General features: G+C 61.9%; 9 protein-coding genes and 3 pseudogenes. 4 read left to right on the top strand and 8 right to left on the bottom strand.

Annotated features, from left to right (window positions below):
• Positions 1-17 precede the first annotated feature (17 nt).
• From BZ163_RS05715 to iolC, 7 genes and pseudogenes are all read right to left on the bottom strand, one after another.
• Complete coding sequence (locus BZ163_RS05715) at positions 18-1,028, bottom strand: Gfo/Idh/MocA family protein (RefSeq protein WP_128870121.1); 1,011 nt, start codon at positions 1,026-1,028, stop codon at positions 18-20.
• 35 nt (positions 1,029-1,063) lie between these two features.
• A complete protein-coding gene (gene iolD, locus BZ163_RS05710) occupies positions 1,064-2,995 on the bottom strand; it encodes a 3D-(3,5/4)-trihydroxycyclohexane-1,2-dione acylhydrolase (decyclizing) (protein WP_128870120.1) in 1,932 nt (643 codons plus the stop codon).
• Positions 2,996-3,060: 65 nt separating this feature from the next.
• The gene (locus BZ163_RS05705) at positions 3,061-3,882 is read right to left on the bottom strand and encodes a TIM barrel protein (protein ID WP_128870119.1); all 822 of its coding nucleotides are present in this window, start codon (positions 3,880-3,882) and stop codon (positions 3,061-3,063) included.
• Between the two features lie 25 nt (positions 3,883-3,907).
• The gene (locus tag BZ163_RS05700; protein WP_128870118.1) at positions 3,908-5,410 is read right to left on the bottom strand and encodes a CoA-acylating methylmalonate-semialdehyde dehydrogenase; all 1,503 of its coding nucleotides are present in this window, start codon (positions 5,408-5,410) and stop codon (positions 3,908-3,910) included.
• A 44-nt stretch (positions 5,411-5,454) separates the two neighbouring features.
• The gene (iolB, locus tag BZ163_RS05695; protein WP_128870117.1) at positions 5,455-6,264 is read right to left on the bottom strand and encodes a 5-deoxy-glucuronate isomerase; all 810 of its coding nucleotides are present in this window, start codon (positions 6,262-6,264) and stop codon (positions 5,455-5,457) included.
• A pseudogene (iolE, locus tag BZ163_RS05690) lies at positions 6,261-7,152 on the bottom strand (myo-inosose-2 dehydratase). The gene iolB and the pseudogene iolE overlap by 4 nt, the downstream one beginning before the upstream one ends.
• Before the next feature lie 159 nt (positions 7,153-7,311).
• Positions 7,312-9,247 (bottom strand): annotated as a pseudogene (gene iolC / locus BZ163_RS05680) (5-dehydro-2-deoxygluconokinase).
• Between the two features lie 310 nt (positions 9,248-9,557).
• Here iolC and BZ163_RS05675 point away from each other — a divergent pair.
• Both BZ163_RS05675 and BZ163_RS05670 read left to right on the top strand, forming a co-directional pair.
• Complete coding sequence (locus tag BZ163_RS05675; protein ID WP_128870116.1) at positions 9,558-10,475, top strand: MurR/RpiR family transcriptional regulator; 918 nt, start codon at positions 9,558-9,560, stop codon at positions 10,473-10,475.
• Positions 10,476-10,550: 75 nt separating this feature from the next.
• On the top strand, positions 10,551-11,162 hold the full coding sequence (locus BZ163_RS05670) for a glutathione S-transferase (RefSeq protein ID WP_128870115.1): 612 nt from the start codon (positions 10,551-10,553) through the stop codon (positions 11,160-11,162).
• A gap of 236 nt (positions 11,163-11,398) precedes the next feature.
• On the opposite strand, the pseudogene BZ163_RS05665 reads toward BZ163_RS05670, so the two are convergent.
• A pseudogene (locus BZ163_RS05665) lies at positions 11,399-12,335 on the bottom strand (hypothetical protein).
• A gap of 277 nt (positions 12,336-12,612) precedes the next feature.
• On the opposite strand from BZ163_RS05665, the gene BZ163_RS05660 reads away from it, so the two are divergent.
• Both BZ163_RS05660 and BZ163_RS05655 read left to right on the top strand, forming a co-directional pair.
• Positions 12,613-13,296 (top strand): response regulator transcription factor, encoded by a 684-nt coding sequence (locus tag BZ163_RS05660; protein ID WP_128870114.1) that lies wholly within the window; start codon positions 12,613-12,615, stop codon positions 13,294-13,296.
• Positions 13,274-14,668: a HAMP domain-containing sensor histidine kinase gene (locus BZ163_RS05655; protein WP_128870113.1), complete on the top strand. Its 1,395-nt coding sequence runs from the start codon at positions 13,274-13,276 to the stop codon at positions 14,666-14,668. Before BZ163_RS05660 ends, BZ163_RS05655 begins: the two co-directional genes overlap by 23 nt.
• Positions 14,669-14,771: the final 103 nt, after the last annotated feature.

Raw genomic sequence — 14,771 nt, 5'->3', positions numbered from 1 at the left:
CTACAGGGGGAAAGGGGTTAGCCGTAGAAGTGGGGGCGGTCAGGGAGTGCGACCTTGACGATCTGGCCGCTGTTTTGCGCTTCGATGCAGGCATCCGCCGCCACTGCCGCGGCAAAACCGTCCCACGCCGAAGGCCCACCCACCTGCCCGGCCCGCACGCCATCGATAAAGGCCTGCAGCTCGACGTCATAGGCGGCGATGAAGCGGTCCTTCCAGTCCATCAGAATCGCGTTGGACAGCTTCGCGCCACTGCGCAATTGCACCTGTTGCGGCTCCGGCAGTTTGGCGATGCCGGTCTCCCCCACCACTTCGCACTGGATGTCGTAGCCATATTGGCAATTGACGAACACTTCGACGTCGATGCGCGTGCCCTTGGCGGTTTCCAGCAGCACGATCTGCGGGTCTTTCAAATGCGCCAGGGCTTTGCTGGTCTTGCGCGGGAACACCACCTGCACCGACACGTAGTCATCGTCGAGCAACCAGCGCAGCACATCCAGTTCGTGGATCAGCGTGTCGGTGATCGCCATGTCAGTCTTGTAGTTCTCACCCACTGTCGGGTTGCGGTGCGCGCAATGCAGCATCAATGGCTCGCCGATCTGGCCGCTGTCGATCACCGCTTTGAGTGCCCGATAACCTTCGTCGTACGGCCGCATGAAACCGACCTGGACCAGGCGTTTGCCGTAAGCCACTTCGGCGTCGACGATCTTGCGGCAGCCTTCGGCTGTGACGGCCAGCGGCTTCTCGCAGAACACCGGCTTGCCCGCGGCAATCGCCGCCAACACGAATTCTTCATGGGTCGGGCCCCAGGAGGTGACGAGAATGGCCTCGACTTCCGGCGCCTTGATCAGTGAGTGCCCGTCGGGATAGACCTCGGCGGTCAGCTTCAGCTCGGAAACGACGTTCGCCGCCTGCTGCAGGTTGATGTCGGTCACGGCAACGACCTGGCTATTGAGCAAGGTCTGGCTGCAACGACGGATGTGGTCCTGGCCGATGGCCCCGGTGCCGATGACGCCTAACTTCAATGACATGTGCGGACTCCTTGTGGTTGTTCGATTCAGGGCAATCAGTACTGACGGGCCTTGGCCAGTCGTTCGTTGAGGGTCTTGGCCACTTCGTTGGTGCGGGCACTGGTGGAGACTTGCGCCACGCCGACCCGCCACCACGACAGGTAGCCGTGAATCATGGTCTTGGGCAGGACCTTGATGTCGATCAGCGTCGACACCGTCTGCAAGCTCGCATCGGCCAGCGCGGCTTGCAGCTCTTCAACCGTGTTCACCTTGTAGGTCTTGCAACCGTAGGCCGCCGCGCTCATGGCGAAATCCACCGGCACGAAACCGCCGTCGAGCTTGCCGGTTTCCGGGTTGCGGAAACGGAACTCGGTGCCAAAGCTGTCCATGCCGTTGCCCATCTGCAGGTTGTTGATGCAGCCGAAGGTCATGTTGTCGAGCAGCACCACGTTGATCTTGCGTCGCTCCTGGATCGAGGTGGCCAGCTCCGAGTGCAGCATCATGTAGGAGCCGTCGCCCACCAGCGCATAGACCTCGCGCTCAGGCTCGGCGAGCTTCACCCCCAGCGCGGCGTTGACCTCGTAACCCATGCAGGAATAGCCGTACTCGACGTGGTAAGTGTTGACGCCCTTGCTGCGCCAGCTGCGCTGCAAGTCGCCGGGCAGGCTGCCGGCGGCGGCGACGATCACCGCGTCGTCGGCCAGGGTTTGATTGAGCACGCCGAGCACGCAGCTCTGGGTCAGGCAGGAGCCGGTCAGCTCGATGAATTCGCGCAGCACCGCCGGGTCCAGGTGGTCGTTGATTTCCGGAACGAAATCCTCGGCCTGGTATTGCACCTGATACAGGCGATCGACTTCCTCATCCAGCTGCGCCTTGGCCTGACGGGGTTGGTCGCCCCAGCCCGAGCGGTAATCGCCCAGAGCTTCGGCCAGTGCCTGCAAACCGGTTCTGGCATCTGCCAGCAGCTGCACGCCGTCGAGTTTCAGGGCATCGCAGGGGCTGATGTTGAGGTTGAGAAATTGCACCTGCGGATCCTGGAACAAGGACTTCGACGCCGTGGTGAAGTCGCTGTAGCGGGTGCCGATCCCGATGATCAGATCAGCGTCCCTGGCCAGCAGGTTCGCGGCCAGGCACCCGGTTTCGCCGATGCCGCCGACGTTCAGCGGATGGCTGGACACCACCGCGCTCTTGCCGGCCTGGGTTTCGGCAAAGGGGATCGCAAAGCGCTCGGCAAACGCCTGCAATGCGGCGTTGGCCCCGGAGTACTTGACCCCGCCGCCGCAGATAATCAGCGGTTTGCGCTTGCCTTTGAACAGCGCGAGCGCATCACCGAGCATCGCTGCAGTGGCCGGACGACGCTCGATGCGGTGCACGCGTTTTTGCAGGAAGTAATCCGGGTAGTCGTAGGCCTCGGCTTGAACGTCCTGCGGCAAGGCCAGGGTCACTGCGCCGGTTTCGGCGGGGTCGGTGAGCACGCGCATGGCGTGGATCGCCGCGCTCATCAGTTGCTCGGGGCGGTTGATCCGGTCCCAGTATTTGCTCACGGCCTTGAACGCGTCGTTGGTGCTGATGCTCAGGTCGTGGAACTGCTCGATCTGTTGCAGCACCGGGTCCGGCTGGCGGCAGGCGTAGACGTCGCCGGGCAACAGCAGCAAGGGAATGCGGTTGGCCGTTGCCGTCGCGGCAGCGGTCAGCATGTTCGCCGCGCCGGGGCCGACCGATGAGGAACAGGCGTAGATCTTGCGCCGCAGATTTTGCTTGGCGAAGCCGATGGCGGCATGGGCCATGCCTTGCTCGTTGCGGCCCTGATGGACGATCAGGTCACCGCTGTCCTGCTCCAGGGCTTGCCCCAGGCCGAGCACATTGCCGTGACCGAAAATGGTAAAGATCCCGGCGACGAATTTGCTTTGGACGCCGTCGACCTCGATGTACTGGTTATCGAGGAATTTCACCAGGGCCTGGGCCATGGTCAGTCTTGTTGTGGTCATGCTTGCACCTTCCTTTAAAGCCAAATCCGCTGTGCCTTGAAATGCGCTCCCACAGGGGATCTTTATCAGCCTTGAGTTTTTTGCAGGTGATCCATGCTCGCGCCGATCGCCTGCTCGATATCCGCCAACCCATGCACGCTCTCGGCAAACGGCTCGAACGACAGGTAGCCGCTGTACCCGCTGCTCAGCAAGGTGTCGATCTGCGCCGAGTTACCGAGAATGTCGCCCTCGCCCACCAGCACCCGATGGCCATCGCGAATGCTGTTCAGTGGCGCCTCGGCATCCTCGACCCCGGAGATGTGCACCAGCCCGGTCAGTTCAGGGAAAAACTCATGTTCGCCGGCCAGGTGATGGTGGAAGGTGTCGTGCACCAGGCGGAACACATCCAGCCCGCCGATGGCCTTGAGCGCGTCCACCGCCGTGCGTTTGCGGCGCAGCGAGCACTCTTCGAAACCCAGGGGCTCGATGAAACCGAGAATCCCGTGATCACGCAGGATCGGCGCCAGCTGTCTCAACGCCGTGCGCAGGCCTGACGCGCGCTCGGCTTCGCTGCGCGAGTCGGCGCGGTCGTTCAACGGGCACATGACCAAGCCCCGGGCGCCGCAATCACGGGCATAAGCGGCCAGCTTCAAGGCCTGCGCCCGGCGCTCGTCGCTCCACACATCGAAGGGGTACAGCGCATTGATTGACAGCACGCTGATGCCTTTGGCCGCGCACAACTCACGTACGTGTTCGGGTGCGGTGCCGTCCTCGATCTCGATGCCCTTGAGGTCGTTGCGGATCTCGATGGCGTCGGCCTTGAGGGTCACCGCCAGCTCGATGAACGCCGGCAGGGACAAACGGGGGGCGACCATACGGTTCAGGGCGAAACGCAGGGGTTTGCTCATTATTGTTGTGCTCCGCACAGGTGCATTATTTGGCTGTCGGCATGCTGAATTCAGGGCCCTTGGCGATGCTGTCGGGCCAGCGCTGCATCACGCTTTTGTAGCGACTGTAGAAACGGATGCCCTCTTCCCCGTAGGCATGGTGATCGCCGAACAGCGAGCGCTTCCAGCCACCGAACGAGTGCCAGGCCATCGGCACCGGGATCGGCACGTTGATGCCAACCATGCCGACCTTGATGTTGCGGGCGAAGGCGCGGGCAATGCCGCCGTCGCTGGTGAAACACGACACGCCATTGCCGAACTCGTGGGCGTTGATCAAGGCAACGGCGCTGGCAAAGTCAGGAACGCGGACAATGCCCAGCACCGGGCCGAAAATCTCTTGCTGATAGATGCTCATGTCCGTCGTGACCTGATCGAACAGGGTCGCGCCAACGAAGAAGCCGTTTTCAGCGCCCGGTACCTTGAACCCGCGACCGTCGACAATCAGCTGCGCGCCCTGGGCCACGCCCTCACCGATAAACCCTTCGACCTTGGCCTTGTGTTCGGCGGTCACCAGCGGCCCCATGTCGGTGTCGCCCTGCAGGCCGTTGCCGACCTTGAGCTGATCGATGCGCGGCAACAGTTTGGCAATCAATTGGTCGCCGACATCGCCCACCGCCACGGCAATCGAGATCGCCATGCAGCGTTCGCCGGCCGAGCCGTACGCCGCGCCGATCAAGGCATCTGCCGCTTGATCCAGATCGGCATCGGGCATGACGATCATGTGATTTTTCGCCCCGCCCAGCGCCTGCACGCGTTTGCCGCGGGCGGTGGCCTGCTGGTGGATGTACTCGGCAATCGGCGTCGAACCGACAAAGGAAATCGCCTCGATGTCCGGGTGTTGCAGCAAGGCGTCGACCGCCGCCTTGTCGCCCTGGACCACGTTGAACACACCGTCCGGCAACCCGGCTTCCGTCAGCAGGCGCGCCATCAGCAGGCTGGCGGACGGATCGCGCTCGGACGGCTTGAGGATGAAGCAATTACCGGTGACCAGCGCAAGCGGGATCATCCACAGCGGCACCATCACCGGAAAATTGAACGGGGTGACGCCGGCGCAGACTCCCAGGGGCTGACGCAGGTTCCAGTTGTCGATGCCGCCGCCGATGTTGTCGCTGAACTCGGTCTTGAGCAGGTTCGGCGCACCGCAGGCGTATTCGACGATCTCGATGCCGCGGGTGACTTCGCCCTTGGCGTCGGAAAACACCTTGCCGTGTTCGCGGCAGATGATTTGTGCCAGTTCGTCATGATGGCGGTCGAGCAGTTCCTTGAACTTGAACATCACCCGCGAACGGCGCAGGGACGATTGCTCGGACCAGGCGGGGAAGGCTTTGAGTGCCGATGCGACAGCCTCGTCCACGGTGTTCTGGCTGGCCAGCCCGACTCGCGCCTGCACCGCACCGGTGGCCGGATTGAACACCTTGCTGAATCGCTCACTGGCGCTGTCTTGCACCTGACCGTGGATGTAATGGCCGATTATCGGGGTGTCGCTCATCGTTATTGTTCTCCGTGCAGAAGTAGGCATTCAGGCTTTTCGGGTCAGAGATCGAGCAGCCAGCTGTGCTGCGGATCGTTATGGAACTGCCAGACGCGTTTGGGCCCGGCCATCACATTCAGGTAATACGACTCGTAGCCGTAGGGCACGCTGACCGGGTGGTAGCCCTTGGGCACGACCACCAGGTCGCTGTTCTCCACGGCCATGGCCTGATCGATGCTGCGGTCGTCGGTGTACACCCGCTGGAACACGAAGCCCTGGGGCGGGTTGACCTGGTGGTAATAGGTTTCTTCGAGAAAGCTCTGGTGCGGCAGGTCGTCGGTGTCGTGCTTGTGCGGCGGGTAGCTCGACGAATGCCCCGACGGCGTGCGCACTTCCACCACCAGCAGCGAATGGGCGGGTTCGGTGTCCGGCAGGATGTCGCAGACGTAGCGGGTGTTGGCGCCCTTGCCGCGCACACTGCGCTTCATGCTGTCGGGTTTGATCAGGCGTGGGCCGAGGCCATTTACGGTTGAGCCAGGCGCGGCACACACGGCGATTTGCACCTCGTTCAGCGCCACGACTTGCGCCTGGCTGCCCGGTGGCAAGTACGCGGCGAACGGCGATTTGTCTTCGAACACCGACTGGCGATCGCCGATGTTGTCCCAGTCGAACGTGCCCTGCCCCGGCGCTTCGCCCTGGATGCTGACCCGACCGCTGAGCAGTACCAGGCACAGCTCCTTATCACCCGCCGAGACCGGCAGGGTTTCGCCGGGACTCAAGCGGTAAGCGGCGAAGCCGACGTATTCCAGCGCCCCTTGACCCAACTCGACCATGGTCCGGCCATGGGCGTTGCCTTTGACCAGCAGGCTCATGCCGCAGTCCTCCCGTCGAGCAGTGCACGCAAGGTGTCGTAGCCTTTCTTGGCGTAGGCATAACTTGGCGCGACTGCCGGATCCTGTTCCGCTTCGACCACCAGCCAGCCCTGGTAATCGGCGGCCAGCAGCACGTCGAGCAAGGCGCCGAAGTCGATATCACCATCGCCGGGCACGGTGAAGGTGCCGTTGATGATGCAGTCGGGGAAGCTCCACAGGTCGTTGCGCGCCAGTTGCACCACCGGCTTGCGCACGTCCTTGAAGTGCACGTGGCAGATGCGTTCGATGTGTTTGCGCAGCACGTGCAAGGGTTCGCCGCCCCCCATGTAGCAATGGCCCGAGTCGAACAGCAGGCCGACTTCGCTGCCGGTCAGCGCCATCAGTTTGTCGATGTCCGCCGGCGAGCACGTAGGCGCCCATGTGGTGGTGATAGGCCAGGCGCACACCCTGGGACAGGGTGAAACGGGCCAGTTCGGTGAGTTTGTCGGCGTATTCCTGCCACGCCTGCTCGGTGTGGAACTGCGGACGTTCCACCAGTGGGATGCGCTGGCCTTGAATGGAGTCGGCGACTTCACCGTAAACCAGCACTGTGGCGCCGTTCTGCGCCAGCAGCTCGACATGGCTGGCGATGGCGTCGATTTCCTCGACCACCGACCGCCGGGCCAGGCGACTGGAATACCAGCCGGACACCAGCGCCAGGTCATACGGGCGCAGCACATCGCCAACGCCTTTGGCGTCCTTGGGGAACTTGCCGTTGAGTTCGAAACCTTCGTAGCCGATGTCCTGGCCTTCGCTCAGAGCGGTGCTCAGCGGCGTCTCGCCACCGAGGGCCGGCAGGTCGTCGTTGCTCCAGGAGATCGGGTTGATACCAATTCGGATAGCGGGCATGGCTGCACCTTTTATTGTTTTACATAACCAGTAAGAGCGACACGGACCCTTGTAGGAGCGGGCTTGCCCGCGAAGACGGCGGCACATTCAACATTGATATCGCCTGACACACCGCTTTCGCGGGCAAGCCCGCTCCTACAGGGGTTTTGCGGCGTTGCGTCAGGCGCGGGCGCTGCGCCAGGCATCGATCAACTCGACAAACGTGCCCTGCACCTGGCGAATCAGCGTTTCATCATCGATTTCCCCGGCCAGCCACGCGCGGCTCGGTTCCTGAAAGATCGTCCGGCCCACGGCAAAACCGCGACAGGTCTGGCTCTGACTGGCCTGTTGAAAGCCTTCGGCCAACGCCGCTGCCGGCGCATTCAAGCCCAGCAGCACCACGCCACGGCAGTACGGATCGCGTTCTTGAATCAGTTCGTCGAGTTGTTTCCATTCCTCGGCGCTCTGCGCTTCGATCTTCCACCACGCCGGGTAGATGCCCAGGTTGTAGAGGCGTTTCAGCGCGCGATACAGCACGTCCGGGTGTGGCGACGGATGATCCTTGGGCGGAACGATTTCCAGCAGCAATTCGTGACCGCTGACCTGGGACGCCTGATACAACCCCTGCAGCTGCGCTTCCTGTTCCAGGCGCAGCATCGGCTCGTCGTCCGGATGGAATTGCACCAGGCACTTGACGATCTGCTCCTGCGGCCAGGCAATCAGGTTGCTGCCGATGGAGCGCCCGTGTTCGAACGCCAACGGCCGCGACCCTTGCACCTCCACCGGCCGCGCCACCCACCAACCGCGACCGGTGGCGGCGTTCAGCGAATCCTGGCCGAAGCGTTGATCGGCCAGCAGCCCGACATCGGCGTCGATGCCTTGCCCGCGCAGATCGGCTTCGACCCGCGCCACGGCCTGGACGAACAGTTGCTTCAGGTCGCTGATGGCGTTGAGGTCGCGGCCGCCCTTGTGGGCCAGTTCCACCAGTTGCCAGCGATGGTCGAAGGCAAAGATGAACAATTGCTTCCACTGTTTGCGCGGCACACTGACCTGATGCAGGCGTTGCAGGGTGACGTCCTGATCCGGCCGGGTAATCGGCACCGGGCTGTTGAACAGGTAATCGAGTTCGGCCCGGGTCGGCATCGCCGGGGCGCAGGCATGGCGCGACACCACCAGGCCGCCGCAGGCATTGGCCAACTGGCAGCAACGCTCATCGCTGGCGTCCTCCAGCCAACCGCTGAGGAAGCCCGAGATGAAGGCATCGCCGGCGCCCAATACGTTGAGCACTTCCACGCGCACCCCGGGATAAATCGCACCGTCTTCCAGGCGTGCCGGAATTTCGCCATGAATCACCGTGCAGCCCTGCGGGCCCAGCTTGACCACCAGGGCCGCCGCGCTCAGCCGCCGGACGTTGCGCAGCGCGCCGAGCAGATCCTCGGCGCGCCGGCAATCAGGAATTCTTCTTCAGTGCCGACGATCAGGTCGAAACGCGGGAGGATTTTCTGCACATGCTGGCTGACGTTCTGGTCGGCGACGAAACGGGTCTCACCGTCCGCCTTGCCGGCCAGGCCCCAGAGCACCGGGCGATAGTCGATGTCCAGCACGCGTTGGACCTGGTGTTTTTCGGCGTAGTCCAGGGCCTGGATGCTCGCCTTGTATACGCCGTCGGTGGAGAAATGGGTGCCGGTGATCAGCAGGGCCTTGCTCGAGGCGATGAAGGCTTCGCGGATGTCTTCGGCCCGCAGCGCCATGTCGGCGCAGTTCTCGCGATAGAACACCAAAGGAAAGGTCTCGCGGTCCTTGAGGCCCAGCAGCACCATGGCGGTCAGGCGTTCCGGATCGACCTTGATGCCGCTGACATCACAGCCTTCACGGGTCAGCGATTCCATGAGGAAGCGCCCCATGTGGTCGTCCCCCACCCGACTCAGCATCGCCGACCGCAGCCCCAACCGGGCGGTGCCGAACGCGATGTTGGCGGACGAGCCGCCGAGGTACTTGGCGAAGCTTGAAACATCTTCCAGTCGCGCCCCGACTTGCTGCGCATAAAGGTCGACGCCAAGCGCCCCAGGCAAATCAGATCCAATTGACGCCCACTGGCAAAACGAGTCTGGCCCATGTTGGCTCCTGTTATTTTTATCAGCCTGCGTCCGGGGCGATGACCGCGCCGAACACTCTTGGTGGATGCAGACTAAAACGTCCAAGGCCAAACAATCAATAATTATTCCAAATATTTTTTACGTGGAATATTTTTTCCAATAAACTCTGGTACAAGCGCTCCAGGCACAGTGCATCGTTTCAGCAAGCCCCCGACGACGGCAAGCTCAAGATTTTACTCGGCCCTACCCTGTAGACTGCGCATAGCCAACCTATTGTCAGGGGATGACCTGATAAGTCATCTCTATAAGAACAAGCCAGAAGGATTTCCCATGTCCCGCACCGATCAGCCGGCCACGACCGAGAGCACGCCCGTGAGCGATCCTGGCCCCCCGATCAATGCCGAGCGCCTGCTGGCGCTGATCACCGAGGAATACGAGAGCCTGCCGCGCCAGCTCAAGCGCATCGCCAGCTACATGAACCAGCAGAGCGACCGGATCATGGTCGACCGCATCAGCGATATCGCCCGGGAATGCGAAGTGCATCCATCGGCGATCGTGCGGTTCTCCCAGCGCTTCGGTTTCAGTGGGTTCAGCGAGATGCAGGCGCTGTTTCGCGAGGCCTATACCCACAAGACCACGCCGGTGCAGAACTACCAGCAGCGCATCCGCAGCATGATCGCCAACAAGTCGCAGAAGGCCAGCGGCGGCGACCTCGCGCGCGAGTGCATCAACGCGACGCTGTCGGGTATCGAACGCCTCGGGCTGGAACTCGATGACCAGGCCTTCGACAAGGCCGTGGACCTGGTGGTGAACGCCGACAACATCTACGTGGTCGGGGTGCGCCGCTCCTTCGCGGTGGCCGATTACCTGGTGTACAACCTGCAGCACACCAACAAGCGCATCCATCTGGTCTCCGGGCTTGGCGGCAGCTACCGCGAGCAGATGCGCAGCGTGCGCGCCAATGACCTGGTGATCGCCATCAGCTTCACGCCCTATGGCAAGGAAACCCAGCACTGCCTGCGCATCGCCCAGCACCATCAGGCGAAAACCCTGATCATCACCGACAGCAACCTCTCGCCCCTGGCCAAGCGCGCGAACACCGTGCTGCTGGTCAATGAGGGCAGCTCGTTTGCCTTCCGTTCGCTGAGTGCGACGTTGTGCCTGTGCCAGGCGTTGTTCATTGCCGTGGCGTACCGACTGGAGTTGAAGGTCGATGAGATTCACGAGCAGGTGGGTTTCGAGGATTAGCCCAGCGCCGGTTGCAGTGCGCTGAACCTCAGCTAAGGTTGTCCATCCCGAAATGGCCATCGAAGGAGAGGTTCAATGAAACTGATCGGCATGCTGGATTCGCCCTACGTGCGACGCGTCGCCATTTCTGCCAAATACCTGGGTATTGCGCTGGAACACCGGTCGGTTTCGGTGTTTCGGCACTTCGAGCAATTCCAGCAGATCAACCCGGTGGTCAAGGCGCCGACCCTGGTGCTGGATGACGGTGAAGTGTTGATGGATTCGACGCTGATCATCGATTACCTGGAAGCGCTGGCCGGTCCTGGAAAGAGTTTGATGCAGGGCGATCTCGATCAACGACTGCGGGCGTTGCGCCTGATTGGGTTGGGCTTGGTCGCCTGCGAGAAATCCGTGCAGCTGTACTACGAACGCAACCTGCGGCCGGTGGAGATTCAATTCGAACCGTGGGTGGAACGGGTCGAAGAGCAATTGGCGGCGGCGTATTCGGCGCTGGAACGGGAGCTGCAAAAGCAGCCGCTGAAGACCGACGGTTCGATTGATCAGGGCGGGATTACGTTGGCAGTGGCCTGGAGCTTTACCAACCTGGTGGTGCCGGATCAGGTGAAGGCTGCGCGGTTTCCGCTGATCAATGCATTTACCGAATATGCCGAGGGGCTTGAGGTGTTTGTCAGTACGCCGATCGAGTAGGCAGAAGTGTGGTGCCTGGCCTGGCCCCATCGCGAGCTTGCTCGCGATGACGGATTGTCAGTCACCACAAAGCTAACTATCAGCCCACCCAAATAAAAACGCCGCTTCCACCAAAGGCAGAAGCGGCAGAGGCACAAACCTCAGTAGTATCAGGTAAACAGAGCGATCAGGATGATGATCGGGATAGGTATGCCGAGAAAGAACAGCAGTAATGAGCGCATGGGAGTTCTCCTGGGTTAACGAACAGGAACTGAAGTGGTGGTTACGTAAGCGTCAGTTTCGATGTACTCGACCGCATCCCGACGACGACCACCGAAGGTTGCCGCGAAGCTGGCGAAAAACGCACCGATCAGCAGCGCAACGAACATCCACAGCGCGGTCATTGCAGCCACCTTCGCAGCGGTGTCAGCGGCTTGCTGGGCCGCCAGCTTGGCGTCGGCCACGGCTTTCTGGGTGCGGGCATAAACCTCATCGACACGACGTTCGGCATCCGCTTGAGTGAGGTTGGTCCGCTGGGCGACCAGTTGCGCCAGGTAGGTGCGGTCTTCGGCAGACAGTTGGCCATCGCTCAGGCTGCGCACGAAGATGCGGGTGACGGTGCCGCGGCCGGCATCATCGCTGACGGCGGCCGGGCGATCATCGCGGAACAGGCTGTCAATGTAGTAACCGTACTGGTCACTGTCGGTATTGCCCGCCGCGGTACTTGCCGCTTGAGTCATGGCACTGGCGGCGCCGCCGGCCACGCTGGCGCCAGCCTGCACACCCGCCACTGACGATGCTGCTGATCGAGCCGACAATCAGCGTCGCCGTCACCAGCGTCGCCACGCACCAGGCCAGGAAGCCATGGGCGGTATCCCGGAAATACACCTCATCGCCATGCATGTTCGCCCACTTCACCCGCAGGCGACCGGCAATGTAACCGCCAAGCCCGGAGGCCACGAGCTGGGTGAACGCCAGCCAGACAATCGTGGAAATGCCCAGGCCCTTGGCGCTGACGCCTTCGTTGGCCCACGGCGACACTGCCGAGAAACCCAGGCCGAAGCCAAGCAGCACCAGAATCAGCGACAATGCCGCCGCCGCTGCAGCACCGGCGAAGATGGCGCCCCAGGACACGCCAGAGCGCGAGCTCGATTCGTATTCGGCAGGATAGAAACCATCAGGGGATCTATTCATTGTTTTATCGCTCCAGGCAGAAAGATGGTGTTACAACTCTTCGAATGAACAAGTGCAGTCACCGTGCCAGTCGCGAGTTTTATATAAGTCGTTTAATTTCAATGATTTATAAAGATTGAACTTCCTATTTCCATGCAATTTGCAAGGATCGGGCAATAGCAGCGGGTTTTATGCATTGCCTTTGAGGCAGGGTCACATGAAGTTTTATTTAGTCAGCCTGCGATCATTTCTTGGCAAAATGCCACGCAACGTTGTGAACTCCAGACAGGCCCACTCCATGACCCGCATCCTGACCATCGAAGACGACGCCGTGACCGCCCGGGAAATCGTCGCCGAATTGAGCAGCCACGGCCTCGACGTGGATTGGGTCGACAACGGCCGAGAGGGGCTGGCGCGCGCGGTCAGTGGCGACTACGACCTGATCACCCTCGACCGCATGTTGCCCGAGCTTGATGGTCTGGCGATTGTCACCACCCTGCGGACCATGGGCGTGGCCACGCCTATCCTGATGATCAGCGCCCTCTCCGATGTCGATGAGCGGGTGCGCGGTTTGCGCGCAGGCGGTGACGATTACCTGACCAAACCCTTCGCCACCGATGAAATGGCGGCCCGGGTCGAAGTGTTGCTGCGCCGACAGAATACCGTGACCGCCCAGGCCACCACGTTGCGGGTGGCGGACCTGGAACTGAACCTGATCAGCCACGAAGCCAGCCGCAACGGGCAGCTGCTGACCTTGCTGCCCACCGAGTACAAGCTGCTGGAATTCCTGATGCGCAACACCGGGCAGATCCTGTCGCGGATGATGATTTTCGAAGAAGTCTGGGGTTACCACTTCGACCCCGGCACCAATTTGATCGACGTCCACATCGGCCGTCTGCGCAAGAAGATCGACCCGCCCGGCAATGTCCCATTGATTCGGACCGTGCGAGGCTCGGGTTATGTCATTGCCGAACCCCTCTAAAGGCTGGCGCTCTTCCAGCAGCCGGTTGCTGGCGCTCTACAGTTCGCTGTTCGTGCTCTGGAGCGGGATTCTCATGGGGGTCATGTACTACGAGGTGTCCGCTTATCTGGACAACCTGGCCAAGCACTCGCTGATGCAACGCCAGCACTTGTTCTCGCGTTTTTCCGGCGAACAACTGGTCGACGCCCTCGCCGTCAGCATGAGCTTCGACATTCCTGGCCTCGACGCCTATGGCCTGTTCGATGAACACCATCGCTACCTCAGCGGCGCGCTGCGCCATATCCCCAAAGGCCTGCCGCTTGACGGCAAGATTCACATGCTCAGCGACTGCGCCGACTCCGACGACCCGACCCTGCCCAACGACAGTTGCGACGCGGTGGCGACCCAGGCCCAGGACGGTCGCTGGCTGGTGCTGCTGCGGGACAACGGTTCGCTGTTTGCCGTGACCCGGATCATTCTCCATGCGTTGTTCTGGGGCGTGACCCTGACCATTATCCCGGGCATCGTCGGTTGGCACCTGTTGCGCCGCCGCCCCCTGCGGCGTATTCGCGGGATCCAGGCCAGCGCCGAAGCGATCGTCGCCGGCGACCTGACCCGACGCTTGCCGCTGTCCAGCCGCCGCGATGAACTGGACATGCTGGCGGCCATCGTCAACGCCATGCTCGAGCGCATCGAACGCTTGATGAACGAGGTCAAGGGCGTATGCGACAACATTGCCCATGACCTGCGCACCCCGCTGACCCGCTTGCGCGCGCAGTTGTACCGCATGCAGCAACAGGCGGGCGAAGGCTCGCGGGAGGCGGCGCAACTGGACTCGGTGCTCGCCGAGGCCGACACCTTGATGGCACGTTTTCGCGGACTGCTGCGCATTTCCGAACTGGAAGACCGGCAGCGGCGTTCCGGTTTCGTGCAGCTCGATCCACGGCCGTTATTGCAGGAACTGCACGAGTTCTATCTGCCGTTGGCGGAAGAAGGTGAGCTGGGTTTCCAGCTGCAATTGCCTGATTCACTGCCGCCACTTTATGGCGACCGGGCGCTGTTGTTCGAGGCAGTGGCGAACCTGCTGAGCAACTCGATCAAATTCACACCGCCCGGTGGCGAGGTGATTTTGCGTGGGGTCGATGAAGGTGGGCATACGCGAATCGAAGTGCTCGACTCCGGTCCCGGAATTCCTGAAGGTGAACGGGAAGCGGTGTTCCAGCGTTTCTACCGCGCCGAAGGTGGCAACCCGCAAAGCGGCTTCGGGTTGGGGCTGTCGATCGTCGCGGCGATTGTCAGCTTGCACGGGTTTTCGCTGGAGCTGGGTAGCAGTGAACTGGGCGGGGCGCGGTTGGTGCTCGATTGCCGACAGAGCCTGATCCCCCAGACCTGACACACCCTTCCTGACGACGAAGCCCCCCCCTGTAGGAGCCGGCTTGCTGGCGAAGGCGGTGGATCAGTCGACATAGTTGTCACTGAACGGACGCCTTCGCCAG

The organism is Pseudomonas sp. VI4.1 (genome assembly GCF_002029345.1).
GTDB lineage: Bacteria > Pseudomonadota > Gammaproteobacteria > Pseudomonadales > Pseudomonadaceae > Aquipseudomonas.
This window is presented reverse-complemented; position numbering and strand designations above follow the sequence as displayed.